Consider the following 18,836-nt stretch of genomic DNA (forward strand, 5'->3'; position numbering starts at 1 on the left):
CGCCCGGGGCAGCCCGGCGTTCGACGCACCGCACTTCCTCCATAGGTTTGAGAAAGGGATGTCAGAACGCTCGACAACCTCACACGTCACACCCGATGCTTCGTTCGTCCTGGCATGAGCGGGACAACTCACGTCGCCGGTTCAGGTATCGACGCGAATCGACGCGGATCGACGACGATCGAATCGGACTTCGGAGTAGCCATGATCCGACGCAGAACGCTGCTCACGGCCGCGGGGGGCTCGCTCCTCGGCAGCGCCCTGGCGACCGGCACCGCACACGCGGACGCCACGATCGCCGTCAACCCCGGTACGTCGTACGGCACATGGGAGGGCTGGGGCACCTCGCTGGCCTGGTGGGCCAATGTGTTCGGCGCCCGGGACGACTTCGCCGACATCTTCTTCACCACCAAGTCGGTGTCGTACAACGGCACGACGCTGCCCGGCCTCGGCCTGAACATCGCCCGCTACAACCTGGGCGCGTGCAGCTGGAACAGCGTGTCGGGCACCACGATGGCCGTGTCGCCGAACATCCCCGCCTTCAAGCAGATCGAGGGCTTCTGGCAGGACTGGAACAACGAGGACCCGGCGTCCTCCGCGTGGGACTGGACCGCGGACGCCAACCAGCGCGCGATGCTGGTGAAGGCGGTGAACCGGGGCGCGACGACCGAGCTGTTCGCGAACTCCCCGATGTGGTGGATGTGCTCCAACCACAACCCCTCGGGCGCCTCGGACGGCGGCAACAACCTCCAGACCTGGAACTACCGCCAGCACGCCTCCCACCTGGCCGCGGTGGCCCTGCGCGCGAAGAACGCCTGGGGCGTGAACTTCGCGACGGTCGACCCCTTCAACGAGCCCAGCTCCAGCTGGTGGACGGCGACCGGCACCCAGGAGGGCTGCCACATGGACGCCACCGTCCAGTCGGCCGTACTCCCGTACATGCGCAGCGAGTTGGACAAGCGCGGCCTGACCGCCACGAAGATCTCGGCGTCCGACGAGACGAGCTACGACCTCGCGCGCACGACGTGGGGTTCCTTCAGCTCCTCGACGAAGGCCCTGGTGAACCGGGTGAACGTACACGGCTACCAGGGCTCGGGCGGCCGTAGGGACGGCCTCTACACGGACGTCGTCACGAACTCCGGCAAGGCCCTGTGGAACTCGGAGACGGGCGACAGCGACGGCACCGGCGCCACCATGGCGAGCAACCTGCTCTACGACTTCCGCTGGCTCCACCCGACGGCCTGGGTCTACTGGCAGGTCATGGACCCGTCCACGGGCTGGGCGATGATCGCGTACGACCAGGGCACCCTCCAGCCGACGACCGTCCAGACGAAGTACTACGTAATGGCGCAGTTCAGCCGTCACATCCGCCCGGGGATGAGGATCCTCGACACGGGCGTCAGCTACGCGGCGGCGGCCTACGACGCGAGCGCGAAGCGCCTGGTCATCGTCGCGCTGAACACCTCCACGGCCGCCCAGACCCTGACCTTCGACCTGTCCCGCTTCACCACGGTCAGCGGCGGCTCGGGCGGCCTGGTCCCGCGCTGGAACACGGTCACCACGGGCGGCGACAAGTACGCGGCGTACTCCGACACCCGCCTGAGCGGCAAAACGGTGGCGGTCCCGTTCGCGGCGAAGGCGGTGCAGACGCTGCAGATCGACGGCGTGACGATCTAGTTGTGCTGTCCGGACGGCACTACATACCCGTTCCTCCAGCAGGGCGCGACGAGTCACGTACACGGCCGTCAGACCAGCGCAGATTGTCCGTGCCGAGTTGCTGGCCGTGATGGCGCAGGTTGAGCGCCACGGCATGGCGGATGACACCAGCCACGCCCGAAGGGAAGTCGTCCACGATATCCGTCAACACTCGATCGGGGTGGGCGCCGTTGCGCACGGCGAGGATCCCAAGGCTTCGCACGCGTCCGCGGGGTCCTCGCCCTGGGCAATCCTGCCCGCAGGCCCAGGGCGCAACGACTCTCTCACCCGGCGCACAGCACCGCGTCGGTGAGCTCGAAGACGAAGGGGAAGCGGACGCTGCCTCACCAGATGCCGTCAATGACCTCTTCAAACGCGAGATTCCACTGGGAGTCCTCGTCTTCGAACGGCAGTGGATCGAACTCGGTGATCTCGATGCGCAGGGCGTCTACGCGTTCCTCGGTGTCGTCAGCGTCGCTCTCCTCAAGCTCTTGCCGGAGAGTCTGAAACTTGGACAGGGCATAGACGAGGGATTCGACGTCGCGGTGAATCTGTGTGTACACCAGCCCGGTCTCGCCGTCGCCCAGCGCGTACACCGCTCCGGTGTCCGGGGCGAGCGCGAGTGTGGTGTAGGCGAAGAGACCCAGCACGAGCCAGTCCTGGCACTCCTTGGGCACCGTTCCCTGGCTGCCGTACCACTCGCTGACGTTGATGGAGTCGCTTGCCTTGAGGCTGGCCTTGGACATGAACCACTCGGTGTCCGGCAGCCCAACACCGCTGAGGAAGAGAGCACTGCGATCGCTCACCCGGTTGTGTGCTGCGCTGTAGCGGGGGAAGTAGGTGACACCGGACAGTCCGAAGGCGGTGCGTACCTCGTCGGGCGTCACGGCGAAGTTCATGTCGAGACCTTTGCGTTGCTGGATGGCGAGGGGCGACGGCCGGGCCGGCCATATGAGAGGGGACGGGTTAGCGCGGGGGTCGCGCAGGCCGAAGACCCTCGGCCCCCACAGCTGCCCTCCTCGCACCTCGGGGTCGAGGACACCCCAGAGAACTTTCCCGGATCCCTGTCACACCTGTGCGCGCCGATCCGTCAGTGCTGTGAAGAGGCCAACCAGGCCGAAGCGAAGGAGAGCAGCCATGACGAACACCTCCATCTCCCGGATGCCGAACCCGGCCGAGTTCGTGCCCGAGCTGAACGACATCAGCGCGGCTCTCTTCCGGGCCACGGGCAACCGTTCGGTGCCGCGCACCACGATGAGCCTCGTCCACCTGCGCGCCGGGCAGATCGTCGGCAACACCTACCTGACGATCCTGAACACCGGTTTCCTGCGCAAGGCCGGGGAGTCCGAGGAGCGCATCACCGCCGTCTCCTCCTGGCAGGACGCCCCGTACTTCACCGACGCCGAGCGCGCCGCCCTGGCCTTGGTGGAGGCCACCCTCCAGCCCGCCCCGCACGGCAAGGAGCGCGTCTCCGACGAGCTGTACGCCGAGGCGGCGAAGCACTACGACGAGAAGGCGCTGGCCACCCTGACCATCGCGATCGGCCAGATCAACTTCTTCATCGCACTGGCCGTCATCGGCAAGCCGCAGCCCGTCAGCTCCCTCGCGGACGAGCAGTGGGACTGACGCAGTCATCCAGGGCCTCCCAGCGCCGGCGGGAGCTCCCGTCAGGACCCTCCCACCGTCGCTGGCCTGCACCTCTCTCCATCTTCTTCTCTTCTTTGTCACCGCTCGGCAGTACGGTGTCCCCCATGCGCCCCGACACGCCCGCCGAGAACGTCGACCACACCGCCGAAGCGGCACGCCTGGAGCGGACCGCCGGCCTGCATCCCGAGGACGCCGAGGCCCTGCTGCTGCGCGCCTCCGCCCACCTGGAACTGTCCGGCGACCGCCCCGCCGCGACCGCCCTCTACGACCGCCTGCTGTCGTCCCCCGACAGCCTGGAGAACCCGCTTCTGGTCCGGGCCCTCAAGGCCTCGAACCTCTGGGAGTACGGCCATGAGGCGGAGGCCAGAGCGATCATCGAGGGCGTCCGTGCGGCGTCCCCCCGCGACCCGGCCCCCTGGGTGATCGTGGCGGAGGCGCTGGAGTCCCACGACGAGCTGGAGGCCGCGCAGGAGACGTTCACGGAGGGGGTGGAGCTGCTCCTTGCGGCCGTCCCGGAGCCGCCTCCGTACGCCACGCATCCGCTGCTGTTCGGCCGCCACCGGGTGCGCCGCATGCTGGGCATGGGACACGACGACTGGGACGTCCTGGCCGACACCCTGCACTCCTCCCCCGTGTCCCTGGACGAGCTCCACGACCCCAAGCGCGTCTGGTCCCTGGGCTCGGACAACCCGGCGGAACTGGCCGCGGAGATCTCCCGCCTGCGAGCGGAACTCGGCACCTACCGGGAGGCGTTGTCCCGCCCGTTCCCCGTGGCGGTCCTGCACTGGACGGCCGAGGAACTGACGGAGCTGCTGGACGCGTATCCGTCCCTCGCCGCCGAGTACCCCTCCCACGAGGAGCACCTCGCGACCATAGAAACGTCACTGCGCGAACTCTCCGCGTCCGGCACCCCGAACCTTGGCATCGTCACGGGCACGGTCCCCTCCTACGAGGCGTTCGCGGCGTCGGAGGCCTCGTCACCGGAGGACGTCTCCCTGCTCCCGCAGTACGCGACGACGCTCGCGGCGAGGGGGCGTGCGGTGGCCTGGCCTCCGCAGCGAGGGGCGCTGTGCTGGTGCGGGTCGGGCCAGCCGTACCAGGGGTGCCACGGGGCCCGCTGACCCTCGGCCCGCGGGCGACGGTCCTCTCACGCGTCGCGGTACTCAGGCGTCGCGGGCTTCGGCCGGACCGTCGGCCGGGCGTTCGCCGGGAGGGGCGGACGGCGGGGACGTGGTCCCACGTGGGATCAGGTGCGTGGGCAGCACGACGTGCCGGCCGCGACCCGCCTCGGGGTCGTCGATGAGGTCAAATGCCAGTTCGGCGGCGGCCCGGCCGATGTCCGAGGGGGACTGGGCCACGGTGGACAGGTCGAGCCACTCCGCCATCAACTGGTCGTCGAAACCGAGAACGGAGATCCGTTCGGGCACCTCGATCCGCACCGTGCGCAGGGTCGAGAGGATGAGGATGGCCAGTTCGTCGTGCTCGGCGAAGATCGCGGTGGGCGGCTCCCGCAGGCTCAGCAGGTTCCCCACCGCCCGCCTGGTGCCAACCTTGTCCCGGGGCGGCGTGGTGACGATCAGTTCGTCGTCCACCGGCATGCCCGCCTCGGTGAGCGCCTGCCGGTAGCCGAGGAGACGCTCACCCGAACTGAAGCTGAAGCCGCGTACGCCGGAGGTGTGCGCGAAGGCGATCCGACGGTGTCCGAGGTTGATCAGGTGGCGGGTGGCCTTGCAGGCGCCGGCGACATCGTCGACGTAGACGCTGGGGCGGCCCTCGACGTGCTGGCTGACGTAGATGACCGGCATGCCGAGGTCGTCCAGCCGGGCGGTCTCCTCGTCGGTGAGGTCGAAGCAGAAGACCAGCAGCGCGTCGGCGTTGCGCCGGGCCGGGAGGCGCTCGAAGAAAGCGGCGCGCTCGGCCAGGTCGCCGACCATGTAGACGTTCAGTTCCATGCCGGCCGCCCGCAGCACAGGGGCCAGGCTGGACAGGGCGGATCCCATGAACCACGAACTGAGCGTGGGCACGAGCACCGCCATGGTCCCGGTCCTGCCCGTGACAAGGCTTGCAGCCTGCCGCGACACGGCGAAGTTCAGTTCCCGCGCGGCCTCCTCGACGCGGTCGCGCACCGCCGGTGAGACGGTGGAAAGACCGCGCAAGGTCCGCGAGACGGTGGAAGTTGAGACCCCGGCCCGTTCTGCTACGTCAGCCATCGTGGGGTGCCGCTGAGCTGGTGGCATGAGCGGAAGGTAGCACAGCCAGCCCTCCGATCGCGGCCGGAATGACATCGCTTTCAGCACGGACATAGACCGCCAAAACGCCCAATAAGACGCGCGATTACTTCCCACATCCCCCTCTGCTACCGCGAAGTACGCATTGACTCCGGCAAAACACACCCCTACCGTGCAAGCGTTGCCACAGTGGAGTCGCAGCAATCCTGATCGAGCCGACATTCAGCACTTTGACCTGCGGTGTTGATCCACAACGCGTAGTGGCAACGCGGTCTCAGCACAGCCCACCTCAACGTCACGTCGGCAGCGGCTCCCGCACCCGGGAAAACAGCCGTGACGTCGGTTCAGCACGACCAGGAGCGACAGTGAAGACCAGGATCAGCAGAGCGTGTCAGTGTTCGGCCGTGTTCGCCGCCGCCGGGCTACTCCTCTCCGCCTGCGGCTCGTCCGGCACCGACGGTTCCGGGCAGACCGGGACGAGTTCGTTCGAGGGCCGCGGCCCCATCACGTTCGTGTCCGGCAAGGACACCACCGGCACCCGCCAGCCGTTGATCGACCGCTGGAACAAGCTGCACCCGACCGAGAAGGTCACCTTCATCCAGCTCCCGTCGGACGCCGACACCCAGCGCCAGCAGATGATCCAGAACGCGGAGACGAAGTCCGACGCCTACACGGTGCTCTACCTCGACGTCGTGTGGACCTCGGAGTTCGCCGCCCACCGGTGGATCGAACCGCTGCCCGCCAAGCAGTTCCCGCTGGACAAGATGCTGAAGCCGGTGGTGGAGACCGCGAAGTACCGCGACGGCCTGTACGCGGTCCCGTCCGCGTCGGACGGCGGACTGCTCTACTACCGCACCGATCTACTGAAGAAGGCCGGCGTCACCCAACCCCCCACCACCTGGGCTGAGATGAAGTCCGACTGTGCCGAGGTGAAGAAGCTGCCCGAGGCCAAGGGCATGTCGTGCTACGCCGGGCAGTTCCAGAAGTACGAGGGCCTGACGGTGAACTTCTCCGAGGCCGTGAACTCCGCGGGCGGCACCGTCACCGACAGCAACGGCAAGCCGGACGTCGACACGCCCGCGGCGAAGAAGGGCCTGGACTTCCTCGTCGACTCCTTCAAGGACGGGACGATCCCCAAGGAGGCCGCCACCTACCAGGAGGAGGAAAGCCGTCAGGCGTTCCAGGCCGGCAAGCTGATCTTCCTGCGCAACTGGCCGTACGTGTACTCCCTGGCCTCGAAGAGCGACATCGCCGGGAAGTTCGCGGTCGCGCCGCTGCCCGGCCTGGACGGGCCCGGCTCCTCCAGCCTGGGCGGCCACAACCTGGCCCTGTCGTCCTTCGCCAAGAACAAGGCCACGGCCCTGGACTTCATGAAGTTCTACAGCAGCGAGGAGACGTCGAAGTACTTCCTCAAGGGCGCGGCCCAGGCCTCGCCGTACGCCGCCTACTACGACGACAAGGCGCTGGTCGCGCAGTACCCGTACCTGCCGGTGCTGAAGCAGTCCATCCTGCGTGCGGTGCCTCGCCCGCGGGTCGTGCAGTACGGCGACGTGACCTCGGCGATCCAGCAGGAGGCGTACGCCGCCGTGACCGGCAGGAAGAGCAGCGCGCAGGCGCTGCAGGACCTGCAGAAGGAACTGCGGCAGAAGTCCGCGGCGCAGTGAGGAGCGCAGTCATGGCGGTCACGAGGACCTCGCCCGAAACCGCCGCAGGCCACGCGGTCGGCGGCAGGCGCGGGCCACTGGAGCGCCGGCGCACCCGCAAGCAGCGGGCCCGGGCCACCGCGGGCTCGGGCCGGATGGCGGCGTTGCTGGTGTCCCCGACGCTGCTGGTGCTGACGATCGTCGTGCTCTACCCGACGCTGATGGCGCTGAACGGGTCGCTGTACGGGGTCAAGGGCCTGGACCCGAAGACCGGTTTCATCAGCGACACCGAACCCTTCGTCGGGCTGCGGAACTACGCCGACATCTTCGGCCAGGCCGGGGACCGGTTCTGGAACGCCTTCTGGAACACCACCTTCTTCACCGTCGTCACGGTGGGCCTGGAGACGCTGATCGGTGTGGCGATGGCGTTGATCATGCATGAGGCGTTCCGGGGCCGTGGCCTGGTGAGGGCGGGCATCCTGGTGCCCTGGGCGGTGCCCACCGCGATCTCCGGCCTGCTGTGGCGGTGGATCTTCAACAGTGACGGCATCGCCAACGCCCTGATCGGCCGCCAGGTCCTGTGGACCACCGACGGCTTCCAGGCGAAGGTCGCGGTCATCGTCGCCGAGGTGTGGAAGACCGCTCCCTTCATCGGGCTGCTGGTTCTGGCCGGACTGCAGGTGATCCCGAAGGAGGTCTACGAGGCGGCCCGCATCGACGGGGCGAGCGCGCGGCGCCGGTTCTGGCACATCACCCTGCCTCTGGTGAAGCCCGCGCTGCTGGTGGCGGTGCTGTTCCGCTGCATGGACGCGCTGCGGATGTTCGACCTGCCGTACATCCTCATCGGTGCGCAGAAGCAGTCGGTGGAGACCCTGTCGATGCTCGCGCAGAACGAGGCATCCAACGTCCGCTTCGGACCGGCGTCCGCGTACTCGGTGCTCCTCTTCCTCTACGTCTTCCTCGTCGCCCTGGCCTTCGTACGGCTGCTCGGGGCCGACCTGATCGGCGACGCCGGCGCGGACACCCGTAAGCGCAAGGGCAGACGCCTGCGGATCCCGGTACCGCGGCGCGCGGAGGTGACGGCATGATCCTCACAGCGAAGTGGCGCGCCGGGCTGCTGTACGCGGGTGTCGTCGCGGTGGTGGCCTACTGCCTGGCCCCGTTCTACTGGATGCTGGTCTCCAGTCTGCGGCGCGCCTCGGACATCTTCGACACCTCGCTGCTGCCCACCTCGGTGTCGTTCGAGAACTACCGGGCGGTGTTCGACACGGCGCAGGGGTTCGGGCGCGCGCTGCTCAACAGCCTGATCGTGGCCGGTTCCACCACCGTCCTGGCGCTGCTGGTGGCCACGTTCACCGCGTATGCCATGGCGCGGCTGGAGTTCCGGTTCAAGCGACTGATCCTGACCCTCGTCATCGCGACTTCGATGTTCCCGGTGGTGTCGATCGTGGTGCCGCTGCTGAAGCTGTTCACCGACATCGGCTGGATCAACACCTACCAGGCCATGATCGTGCCGAGCATGTCGTTCGCGCTGCCGCTGGCGGTGTGGAACCTGACCATGTTCTTCCGGCAGATGCCGGACGAACTGGAGCACGCCGCCATGGTCGACGGCTGCACCCGCGGCCAGGCGTTCCGCAGGGTCATCATCCCGCTCGCCGCGCCGGGCATCTTCACCACCGCGATCATCACCTTCATCGCGGCCTGGAACGAGTTCCTCATCGCGCTGTCGATGACCAACAAGCCCGCCATGCAGACCGCTCCGGTCGCCATCTCGAAGTTCACCGGCGCCACGACGTACGAGACCCCGTTCGGCAGTCAGATGGCCGCGGGCGTCCTCGTCACGATCCCGCTGGTGGTCATGGTGCTGCTGTTCCAGCGCCGCATCGTCGCCGGACTCACCGCCGGCGCGGCGAAGTAGCACCGGGCGCCCCGTCGCCCTTCACCCTGCCCTTCACCTCCGACGTGCAAGGAGAACCGCACCCCCATGTCCCCCACCGCAGCACCGTGGTGGCGCAGCGCCGTCATCTACCAGGTCTACATCCGCAGCTTCGCCGACGGCAACGGCGACGGCGTCGGCGACATCGCGGGCATCCGCTCCCGCCTGCCCCACCTCAAGGCGCTCGGTGTCGACGCCCTCTGGATCAACCCGTGGTACAAGTCGCCGATGGCGGACCACGGTTACGACGTCGCCGACTTCCGTGCCATCGACCCGCTGTTCGGCACCGTGGCAGAGGCCGAACAGCTCATCGAGGAAGCCCACCGGCACGGGCTCCGTGTCATCCCCGACATCGTGCCCAACCACACCTCCGACCAGCACGTCTGGTTCCAGGCGGCGCTGGCCGCCGGTCCCGGCAGCCCGGAACGCGAACGCTATGTCTTCCGCCCCGGCCGCGGCACCGACGGCGTCGAAGCCCCCAACAACTGGGTCTCCTCCTTCGGCGGACCCGCCTGGACCCGGCTGCCCGACGGCGAGTGGTACCTCCACCTGTTCGCCCCCGAACAGCCGGACCTCAACTGGGAACACCCCGAGGTGCGCGCGGAGTTCGAGTCGATCCTGCGCTTCTGGTTCAGCCGTGGCGTCGACGGGTTCCGCATCGACGTGGCCCACGGACTGGTCAAGCACCCGGACCTCCCCGACCTGCCACCCCGCCAGGACCCGGACGACGGGCAGCCACGTCAACACGTCGACCACCCGCACTGGGACCGCGACGAGGTCCACGACATCTTCCGCGCCTGGCGCAAGGTGGCCGACGAGTTCCCCGGCGACCGGTGCTTCGTCGCCGAAGCGTGGGCGGACACCCCCGAGCGACTGGCCGCCTACGTCCGCCCGGACGGCCTGCACACCGCGTTCAACTTCGACTTCCTCATGTCCACCTGGGACCCGGAGGACCTGCGCACGGTCATCGACAACTCCCTCTCCATGCTCGGCGCGGTCGGCGCGCCCGCCACCTGGGTCCTGTCCAACCACGACGTCATGCGCCACCCCAGCCGCTACGCCCGTAAGACCGCCAAACGCTGGGTGGCGGGCCAGCGCTTCCAACCCGAAGGCCCCGTCGACCTGGAACTCGGCACCCGCCGCGCCCGCGCGGCGGCCCTGCTGATGCTCGCCCTCCCCGGCGGCGCCTACGTCTACCAGGGCGAGGAACTCGGCCTGCCCGAAGTCGAGGACCTCCCCGGGTCCGTCCTCCAGGACCCCATCTGGGAACGCTCCGGCCACACCAGCCGAGGCCGCGACGGCTGCCGGGTCCCCCTCCCCTGGTCAGGACAGACCCCACCGTTCGGCTTCAGCCCCGAGGACTCCCCCGCCGAACCCTGGCTGCCACAGCCCCCGACCTGGGGCGAGCGCACGGTGCGGGCCCAGACCGGCGACGAGACCTCCATGCTGGAGCTGTACCGCACCGCCCTGCGCCTACGCCACGACCACCCCGCCCTCGGCGACGGCACCCTGACCTGGCTGGACACCCCCACCGACGTCCTCGCCTTCACCCGCGCCCCGGGTTTCACCTGCGTCGTCAACCTCTCCAACAAGCCGCACCCGCTCCCCGCCCACACCTCGCTCCTACTGTCCAGCGGGCCTGTCGAGAACGGGCTACTGGGCCCGGACGGGGCGGCGTGGCTGGAGGCCTAGCCGTACGGTCCCGATAGCTCCGCTTGCTTGGAGGTGGGCCGGGTGCAGGGGGCCGGCCGAGCCTCCGCATGTGCAAGGACGACGGCTACGCGGTCGACGCTACGTACATAAAAAACCGGACGAGGTTGACCCGAAGAGCGGAAATCTCAACCCGAGGCCGCTCAACCGCCCCGGGCGTGCCCGCATGCCGCTCTCACGCCCGGGGCCCCGGCCAGCCCCTCAACGCCGAAGGCGACGCGGAACGCAGCGCAGCGGAGTGGAGCGCCCGTGAGGCTGGGCGCGGAGGGACGACATGGGCTGGGAAGCGGGTGGCCCGACGGCGCCCGGCCAGCCCGTCCGGCCGGTGTCTGCCTCTTGGCTCCTTATACGCCACCCGACCTGCGCCGGCAGAATTGTCCTGTGTCCGATGCGCTCCCCTCCTCCCCCGCCGTTTCCGCCCGCATGAGCCGACAGGTCAGCAAGGACACGGCCTGCGAGCTGGCCGTCCGACGCCTGCTCCACGCGGCCGGCCTGCGCTATCGCGTCGAGTACCCGGTTCCCGGGATGGCCCGCCGCCGCATCGACGTGGCCTTCACCTCGGTCAAGGTGGCCGTCCTGATCGACGGCTGCTTTTGGCACGGCTGCCCGGAACATGCCACACATCCGAAGGCGAACGCCCAGTGGTGGCGGCAGAAGTTGGACCGCAACATGGCGCGTGACATTGAGACGACCGAACACCTCACGGCCGCCGGGTGGGAGGTGTTGCGCTTCTGGGAGCATGAGGTACCGGAGGATGTGGCGTTGTGCGTCGCGGCGGCGGTGGAGCGGCGGAAGGCCCGACAAGGGCGGGAGAGGAATCGTTGAGCGGACTGACCTTTGTCGACGTGTGCTCGGGGGCCGGTGGGCTCGCTTTGGGACTGGAGCGTGCGGGCTTCGAGCCGACGCTGCTGCTCGACGAGGACGACGACGCCTGCCGGACACTCCGAACCAACCGGCCGCAGTGGAACGTGCTGCAAACGGATCTCTTGGACTTCGATCCGAGCGAGCACCCCCACAGCTACGACGTGGATCTGCTGTCCGCGGGACTGCCCCGGGTCAAGTCCAACGCGACGGCCGTTCGGACGGAGTCCGGGAACGAGGAGCGGCTGCTGAAGGCCGCCATATACCTCGCCCACGCGATCGGACCTCGGGCGCTGCTCGTCGAGAACGTGCCCACCCTGGCCCACAGCGACAGGTTCCGAGACTTCCGGGAGTTCGCCCGCGCAGAACTGGACCATCTCGGTTACCAGTTCAGCTGGTTCGTCCTGAACGCCGCCGACTTCGGAGTGCCGCAGGACCGGCAGCAGGGGGCACTCGTGGCGATCAAGAGGCAGTGGTTCCCGGCGTTTCGCCCGCCCGCCCCCACCGTGGCTGACCATGTGTCGGTCGGCGAGGCCCTGGAATCCTCCATGCGATCGCGTGGCTGGAATGACGCCGACCGGTGGGCGGCCCAGGCAACCACCCTGGCTCCCACACTGGTCGGTGGTTCGAAAAACCGCGGGGGCGCGGACCTGGGTCCGGCCGGCAGCAAGCGGAAATGGGAGAAACTCGGGGTGAATGCCCACTCCCTGGGCGATGAGCTCCCGGGGCCGGACTTCGTCTGGTCGCCCGATCTGGGCAGAGAGGGCCTGGTGCGGCTCACGGTGGACCAGACGGCCCTGCTCCAGGGCTTCCCCTCGGACTGGGAGATCACCGGCAGGAAGACCGCTCGATATCGGCAGATCGGTCACGCCTCCCCCCCGCCGGTGGGCGAGGCGCTCGGCAGAGCGATCGCCGAGGCGCTGCGGTCCTGAACGAAGAATTTTCGCAGCGCCACGGCCGGCTACACTTCCACCTCATGACCCCAGCACCTCATCCGGACGCAAACCAGGACACCCCTGTAATCGTGGACCTCTTCGCAGGTCCGGGGGGACTGGACATTGCGGCTGAAGTGCTCGGGCTGCCGACCATCGGGGTGGAATGGGAGGAATCGACCCGTGCCACCCGCAAGGCCGCAGGGCTGCGTACCACCGAGATCCGCGACGTGGCGCAGGTGAACCCGCTGGACCCCGAGGTGACTTCGGCCCGGGTCCTGACTGGCGGTCCGCCGTGCCAGACGTACTCGGTGGCGGGCAACCGCGAGGGCCACAAGGCCCTCGACGAGGTGATGATCCTTGCCGAGATGGTGGGACGGAGCCAGACCGTCGAGGATCTGGCGAGCGCCTGGGCCGAGGTGAATCGTCGAGCCGAGGAATTGTCGTGGACGGACGAGCGGACGGGCCTCGTCCTCCAGCCGCTGCATTGGATCGTCGAGAAGAAGCTCAAGGCCGAGCCGTACGAGGTGGTCGTACTCGAGCAGGTGCCCACGGTTCTGCCGGTCTGGCAGAGGTACCGCGACATCCTTCGCACCCTTGGATATGACGCGGACTGCCACATCCTGCACACCGAGGAGTACGGAGTACCGCAGACCCGCCGCCGAGCGGTGCTGATCGCCCGTCATCGGGGAGCCCCAGGCCAGGGCGTGGAGTTCCCGACGGCGACGCATCAGCGCTACCGCAAGGGCGTGGAGCGCCTCCCCCTCCTCCAGGAGCCGGAGACGCGGAGCCGCACGGTCGAGCAGAGCTCGCTCTTCGACACTCCGTCCCAGCATCGCGGGCCGAAGCCATGGGCCTCGATGGGTGATGCCCTCAAGGAAACCCGCTCCACGGAATTCGTCGTCCGCTCCAACTACGGATCGGGAGGCGACCCGAAGAAGCGAGGACTCCGCACCTCACACATGCCGGCCGCCACGGTCACCGGCAAGGTGCGTCGGAACAAGGTGTTCGACCTCAAGGGCGTCGACGCGAACGGTGACCCTGAACTGGGCCCGGAGCAGGAGCGTTTCACGCTTCGTGAGGCCGGCCTGCTTCAGACCTTCCCGGCTGCCTATCCCTGGCGCGGCACCGACGTCGCTCAGCAGATCGGTAACGCGATCCCGCCGCTCCTCGCCGTCCACGTTCTCTGCACTGCGCTGGGGCTGGACGAAGGGCGGAAGCGGCACGCCATCCAAGCACTCGAGAACTGGCGACCACCTCACACAGACGGACACGCTGAAATCTGAGTGAGTCACCATAAAAGGCACAACCCTTGAAAATTTGACAGTGCCTTGAATGTCAAATCTCATTTGATGTGCATTTTGCCGCCACCCTTCCGACCTGCATCTTTACAATCGGATCAACCTGTTCCGATGTTTCTTATGGCTTGCAATGCAGGTTCTCGAAACTTAGGATCCAAGCTCAGTTGACGTTGTGGCGTCACTAATTGCCGCAGCATAAGTGCTCGCGCTTCAGAACGAAGGCCCGGCACGGACTGGCATCCGCACCGGGCCATGTTCGGAGCGTTCTACGTCAGGTGGGTTCGGCCGTTCAGCAACCGGTCGCACTCACTTGGCGAGCACTACGGCCGAGCACCGGCCCACTAGCGGGCAGCTACCTGACTCACGCATCCTGCGACTGCCGTAATCGTCGACAGGACCGCGAGTAGAACCGGAATCCACCAGTCGGGATCCCGCCCCTGCCTCTTGCGCCCCTTGCGACTACTGCTCATCGCGGCTCAACTCCTTACCCGGGTTGATGCCAACCCGCCTGCCGGCGGGCCGACGCCTCGGTACCCAGCCGAGACGAGCGGGGCCGGGGGTAGTTGAGTTGGGCTACACCCTACAGTCCTTGATCCAGCCCGCAGAACCCTTTCTCCTCCATACCGGTGAGTAGTGGCGAAGTGCGCGGTGAGATAAGCCACTTGACGGCACAGCAGAGACGGATCCTGAAGTCGTCGCCGCCCAACTCCCCTACGAACGCGGCCCGTACGGGCTGCCGGTTCGGATGTGCCCGTAGGTCAGTTGAGCGAGGACCCGGCAGCCCGTCGCGTCGGTGAAAGCGCGCGAGCACGGACAAGGTGAGGGGCGCCCACCGGCCCCCCCTCACCGGCAGATGAGCCCTTCCGTTCAGGCCTGGAGTACCCGGCCCCTGACCGGGGCGGTCTCGAAGAGTTCCGTGAAGTAAGTGGTGAGAGCGGCCACCGATGTCTCTGGGACCGGCTCCTCGTCGGGTCCGGTCGGCAGCTGGTGCCGCGGCACCGGGGGCGCCGACTCAGCCTCCGAGATCCAGTGGCGCAGCACCTCGGGGTCACGTGGCTCGTCCGGAGCGAGCGCGTCGTAGACCAGGGTGGCACCGGCGGTGTTGATCGCCGCCATCAGGCCGTTGATCTCGCGGCCGGTGCTTGCCACCCCTCGCTCCAGGATCCGCACGAGTGCCTGGGCTGTCGGGCGGTGGTCGATCAGGTCCATGCGCAGCGCGTTGTGGATGAGGTCCTGGTTGGAACAGGCGGTCACCACGGGTGCGTAGTCCTCGCCATTGCGGAACATCTCCGCCGCCCACCACAGGCGCGAGAAGCACTGACGGTCCGATGCGCCCTTGAACCGGGCCGGGTTGATGCGAGGTTCGCTCCGCCCGGGCGCGGGTGCGGGGGTATGTCGCCACGCCACGTAGTCCGGTGCGACTGCGAGCGCGAGGTGGTTCCAGATCCTCTTGTCCGCGGCCTCCCTACGGGAGAGGCGGAGCGCCGCGTGCAGCCGAGGCGCCAACCAGCCGTCGGCATCCGTCCGATTGTCCTGGAACTGGTGCAACGCGTCGTCCACAAGGTCCCTGAGCGGTTCAGCGGCCCAGCGGGCATCGTCTTCCGGCAGCGGTTCGACAACCTTGGCCAGGTCGACGCCTCCGTGTCCCTGGACCCCTTTGAGAAGGTCCTCGGTGAGGAAGGGGTCGGCGGCCGTCGCCGAGAGCAGGCCCAGCCGCTCGGGAAGGTGATGCGGCTTCTCGATCACGCGCTGTCCTCTCGGTTCATCTGCTGTAGTGCACGCAGGACGTTGGCGAGCGCCTTGCTCGCACCGGCGCGACGAACGGCGGCGTAGTGGACGCGAGTCTGCAGCTCCACCCATCCCGCGTCGCCGGTCCGACGACGGTGGACCTGACGGAGCGCCTCCTCGACACGAAGGCCCGGCACAACGTCGGGGAGCAGTTCCCGCAACACTTCCCCGCGCCAGTCGGTGGGGAAGACCGGCGTTCCGTCGGGTTCGATCTCCAGGTCTCCCACGGCGCTGTGGAACACCGCGGTCCACACATCGGTGGCCATCTGGGAGATCAACAGCTCGTGGACCTTGTTCTCGGTCCCTCCGCTCTCACCGCCGAGGAGGTCGGAGAACCCCTCGATGTCGGTGTTGATCATCACCAGCGGCAGCCGGCCCGAGGCGTCGACGACCCAGGGCACGTCGGCGTAGGGGCGCAGCCATTCCCGCGCGCTCTTGGAGAAACTCGCTTGTTTCACGTCGAGGCGTAGTCCACCGAGCGGCTCCTCGGCGGACACGTCGACGGTCCAGTCCCCGTCGGTTTCGGTGATCGAGCGGCCGGGCACGTCGTCGATGGTTGCGACGGCGTAGGCGGCGAGTGCGGCGCGCCCCACGTGGTCGTCGCGGAACACCTCGATCTCCCCGGACCACTCCTTGCTGTCAGGAGCGTCCTGCCGCAGGTCGACGGTGGTGCGCACATTGGTGTCGCCGTCGGTGAGCACCGCCAGGACCCGCAGATCGTTCCACGGACCGTCGGGATCGGTGGCGCCGGGAGGCAGCGTGGCGGACAGGCCGATCCTGGCCGACACCCAGTCCTCGTGCTGTGCGACACCCAGGGCCACCGTCCGCTGGGGGATGGAGTACGCCGAGGTGTCCAGGTGATCGCGCGTGCCGTCGGGCAGCTTGAGGGAGGCCGAGATCACCCGCAAGGTGATCGGACGGTTGAGTCGTTTGTACGGATAGAACTTCATGCCTCACTCCCCTGTACCGGCACGGAGTTCGAGAACGAGCCGAGTGAGTTCGGTACGGACCGGGTGGCCGGTCGCGTCGGTGGACCCCCGGAAGACGGCCCGTCGGGCGCGCGGCGTGAAACGGAGCACCCCGCCCTCGACCTCACAGCCTTCCACGGCGACGAGTTCTGCCCAGTCGAGCCTCGGTCGGCTACCCGATCGGACATCGAGGAGGACCACCGGTGTCATGGCGGGCAGTTCCTCGGCACGTGGCAGTTTCACCTCAGCGGTGATCCGCCATTCCCCGCCGGCGCCGATCTCGGCGTCCAGTCCGTCCAGCTCCGGCAAACCCGGGCCGGAGGCGCGCTTGTTCGGCGCAGTGCCTTTGCGCGGAACCGTGAGCTTCTTGCGCAGCTTGGCGCTCTCCTGTGACCCGGAACTCTTCGGGCGGACGACCAGTTCCTTCACGGCGGCGTTGACCTCGGTGGTCAGCCTGGCGATGCGGTTGTGGGCGCTGTGCGACCAACGGAGTGTCAGCTCCTCGGTCTGCCCCCAACGGTCGTGTTCGGGCGGTTCTGCGGCGCGCAGGAACTCCTCGGCCTCCTCGGCGAAGGGCGCCGACTCTCCGGCTGCGCGCCCCACCAGGAGAACTGCTTGGAACGGATTGACGCCCAACGGCAGTCCGGAGACGCTGGACTTCTTGATGGTCATCCTGTTGCCGCGCAGGGAGTGGACCTGGTTGTGCACGCCGTCGTCGTCCTCTGCCTCCGTGACCAGGAGCACTCCCTGGTGCGTACCCAGCGTGCCGGGACGTCCGGACAGGGGCAATCGCAACGGGACCGTGCGGAGCGCCACTTGACCGGCTTCGGTGAGCCGGTCCACGGTCGTCCCCTCGTAGAAGGCTCGCAGTGCCCGGGTGCGCGAGGGCTGTTTGTCGGTGGGGTCGACCTTCTCCTCCTCGATGACGACCTCGCCGTTGCGCAGAGTGCGGACCGAGGTCTCCAGCAGCGGGAGCTTGCTGCCGCCTCCGGTCATGGCCGCCCAGAAGTCCCGACTCAGCGCGTCAACCAGGCGTCGGTGCATGGCACTGATGTCGCGGGTGCCGTCGTCGCTCCCGTTCTCGTCATCGGCGGAGTCCGGCTTGCCTTGTTCGAGGCTCGCCACGTCATGGGCGCCGACGATGAGGAAGGACGTGCCCGGCTCCTCACTGTCACGGGTGAGGTGAAGGCGCTGGATCGTCTCCTCGTCCGCCCACCATGAGCGGACCACCTCCGCGCCGGCCGTCTCGGGGTCGGGACGGCCCAGCCAGGCCGGGCCCGCGTACGGGGTGCCGTCGACGGAACGCCACGGCAACTCCAGTCGCCCAATGACTCGGCGCTCGGTGCGACCCTCATGAGGAACGGAGAGGGTGGAGTTGATCAGCACCATCCCGAGCGCGCTGGTGGCCCAGAGAGTCGCCTTGCCCAGCCCGTACGAACCACCCGCGCCCCGACCCGACTTGAGGCTCTCGAGCTGTCGACGGACGACGGCCGCGAACTTGCCGTCCTCGTAGTCGTCGCCAGTTAGCCCGGAGGCGTTGTAGTCGTCGATCCTGAGGAGGATCAGGCGGCTCTTCTCGAACATGTCGCGCACGCCGGCGTCCACGACACGTCCGACCTTCTGATGGGCGGCGGATTCCGAGACCGCCGAGTAGTGGGGCTGGAGTTCGTCCCAGAGGACGGCGGCACGGAACGCGTCCAGCTTCTCGCCGGTGAGCTCGTGGATCGTGTACCGCACACGAACCGGACGGCCGTTCTCAACGATGCGCTCGTCGAGACTGTTCTGACAGGTCTCCCGCGCGAGTACCTGGACGTCCGCGTCGAAGGCGAAGGCTGCGGCGTTCCCACCGTCACGCCCGCCGTCCTGGTAGCCGGGCCGGTGGTACCAGGTGACGGGGAGACCGACCTGCGTGTCGGTGGTGCGGGTGTGCACCGTACCCAGATCCGTGCCGAGCGCCTTGGCGATCTCCCCCATCACGGTCGGACGCGGGACGGAACGCTTGGTGATCCACGCCGAGACCGCCGCCCTGGTCAGCCCCAGCTCATCGGCCAGCTCCGCCTGTGTCTTGCCCGCGAATTTGAGCTGCCGGGACAGCCAGGGCCCGAACTCCTCACCGACCTCCATGCGGCC

At 68.1% G+C, this 18,836-nt stretch carries 16 protein-coding genes; 10 read left to right on the top strand and 6 right to left on the bottom strand.

Annotation, left to right across the window (positions count from 1 at the left end; genetic code table 11):
- Nucleotides 1-201 precede the first annotated feature (201 nt).
- Nucleotides 202-1,674, top strand: a complete 1,473-nt coding sequence (locus ABZ027_RS32680; RefSeq protein ID WP_356774651.1) for a glycoside hydrolase — start codon at nt 202-204, stop codon at nt 1,672-1,674.
- Between the two features lie 19 nt (nt 1,675-1,693).
- Here ABZ027_RS32680 and ABZ027_RS32685 read toward each other — a convergent pair whose 3' ends face one another.
- Both ABZ027_RS32685 and ABZ027_RS32690 read right to left on the bottom strand, forming a co-directional pair.
- Nucleotides 1,694-1,891, bottom strand: a complete 198-nt coding sequence (locus ABZ027_RS32685; protein WP_356774653.1) for a hypothetical protein — start codon at nt 1,889-1,891, stop codon at nt 1,694-1,696.
- 145 nt (nt 1,892-2,036) lie between these two features.
- Nucleotides 2,037-2,591, bottom strand: a complete 555-nt coding sequence (locus tag ABZ027_RS32690) for an SUKH-4 family immunity protein (protein ID WP_356774655.1) — start codon at nt 2,589-2,591, stop codon at nt 2,037-2,039.
- A 238-nt stretch (nt 2,592-2,829) separates the two neighbouring features.
- Here ABZ027_RS32690 and ABZ027_RS32695 point away from each other — a divergent pair, with 238 nt between their 5' ends.
- Complete coding sequence (locus ABZ027_RS32695; protein WP_356774657.1) at nt 2,830-3,318, top strand: carboxymuconolactone decarboxylase family protein; 489 nt, start codon at nt 2,830-2,832, stop codon at nt 3,316-3,318.
- A gap of 125 nt (nt 3,319-3,443) precedes the next feature.
- Nucleotides 3,444-4,460 (top strand): SEC-C domain-containing protein, encoded by a 1,017-nt coding sequence (locus ABZ027_RS32700; RefSeq protein ID WP_356774659.1) that lies wholly within the window; start codon nt 3,444-3,446, stop codon nt 4,458-4,460.
- Between the two features lie 42 nt (nt 4,461-4,502).
- Here ABZ027_RS32700 and ABZ027_RS32705 read toward each other — a convergent pair whose 3' ends face one another.
- Nucleotides 4,503-5,576, bottom strand: coding sequence for a LacI family DNA-binding transcriptional regulator (locus tag ABZ027_RS32705; RefSeq protein WP_356774661.1), 1,074 nt, complete (start codon nt 5,574-5,576; stop codon nt 4,503-4,505).
- A gap of 395 nt (nt 5,577-5,971) precedes the next feature.
- Here ABZ027_RS32705 and ABZ027_RS32710 point away from each other — a divergent pair, with 395 nt between their 5' ends.
- The 7 genes from ABZ027_RS32710 to ABZ027_RS32740 all read left to right on the top strand — a co-directional run bounded on the left by ABZ027_RS32710 (nt 5,972) and on the right by ABZ027_RS32740 (nt 13,935).
- The gene (locus ABZ027_RS32710) at nt 5,972-7,231 is read left to right on the top strand and encodes an ABC transporter substrate-binding protein (RefSeq protein ID WP_356774663.1); all 1,260 of its coding nucleotides are present in this window, start codon (nt 5,972-5,974) and stop codon (nt 7,229-7,231) included.
- A gap of 11 nt (nt 7,232-7,242) precedes the next feature.
- Nucleotides 7,243-8,298 carry a sugar ABC transporter permease gene (locus ABZ027_RS32715; RefSeq protein ID WP_356774665.1) on the top strand — a complete coding sequence of 352 codons (1,056 nt, stop codon included), beginning with the start codon at nt 7,243-7,245 and terminating at the stop codon, nt 8,296-8,298.
- Nucleotides 8,295-9,128: a carbohydrate ABC transporter permease gene (locus ABZ027_RS32720; protein WP_356774667.1), complete on the top strand. Its 834-nt coding sequence runs from the start codon at nt 8,295-8,297 to the stop codon at nt 9,126-9,128. Before ABZ027_RS32715 ends, ABZ027_RS32720 begins: the two co-directional genes overlap by 4 nt.
- 66 nt (nt 9,129-9,194) lie before the next feature.
- Nucleotides 9,195-10,838 carry a glycoside hydrolase family 13 protein gene (locus ABZ027_RS32725; RefSeq protein WP_356774669.1) on the top strand — a complete coding sequence of 548 codons (1,644 nt, stop codon included), beginning with the start codon at nt 9,195-9,197 and terminating at the stop codon, nt 10,836-10,838.
- Nucleotides 10,839-11,279: 441 nt separating this feature from the next.
- Nucleotides 11,280-11,681 (top strand): very short patch repair endonuclease, encoded by a 402-nt coding sequence (locus tag ABZ027_RS32730; protein ID WP_356774716.1) that lies wholly within the window; start codon nt 11,280-11,282, stop codon nt 11,679-11,681.
- On the top strand, nt 11,678-12,649 hold the full coding sequence (locus ABZ027_RS32735) for a DNA cytosine methyltransferase (RefSeq protein ID WP_356774671.1): 972 nt from the start codon (nt 11,678-11,680) through the stop codon (nt 12,647-12,649). Before ABZ027_RS32730 ends, ABZ027_RS32735 begins: the two co-directional genes overlap by 4 nt.
- A gap of 44 nt (nt 12,650-12,693) precedes the next feature.
- Nucleotides 12,694-13,935 (top strand): DNA cytosine methyltransferase, encoded by a 1,242-nt coding sequence (locus ABZ027_RS32740; RefSeq protein ID WP_356774673.1) that lies wholly within the window; start codon nt 12,694-12,696, stop codon nt 13,933-13,935.
- An 882-nt stretch (nt 13,936-14,817) separates the two neighbouring features.
- Here the strand turns inward: ABZ027_RS32740 and ABZ027_RS32745 are convergent.
- Genes ABZ027_RS32745 through ABZ027_RS32755 form a run of 3 tightly spaced genes read right to left on the bottom strand, consistent with a single transcriptional unit; the run spans nt 14,818 to nt 18,830 of the window.
- The gene (locus tag ABZ027_RS32745; protein WP_356774675.1) at nt 14,818-15,696 is read right to left on the bottom strand and encodes a DUF6339 family protein; all 879 of its coding nucleotides are present in this window, start codon (nt 15,694-15,696) and stop codon (nt 14,818-14,820) included.
- Entirely contained in the window at nt 15,693-16,688 is a 996-nt protein-coding gene (locus ABZ027_RS32750) for a hypothetical protein (RefSeq protein WP_356774677.1), read from the bottom strand. Before ABZ027_RS32750 ends, ABZ027_RS32745 begins: the two co-directional genes overlap by 4 nt.
- A 3-nt stretch (nt 16,689-16,691) precedes the next feature.
- Complete coding sequence (locus ABZ027_RS32755) at nt 16,692-18,830, bottom strand: helix-turn-helix transcriptional regulator (protein ID WP_356774679.1); 2,139 nt, start codon at nt 18,828-18,830, stop codon at nt 16,692-16,694.
- Nucleotides 18,831-18,836 lie beyond the last annotated feature (6 nt).

This window comes from Streptomyces sp. NPDC006332, from assembly GCF_040612855.1.
GTDB lineage: Bacteria > Actinomycetota > Actinomycetes > Streptomycetales > Streptomycetaceae > Streptomyces.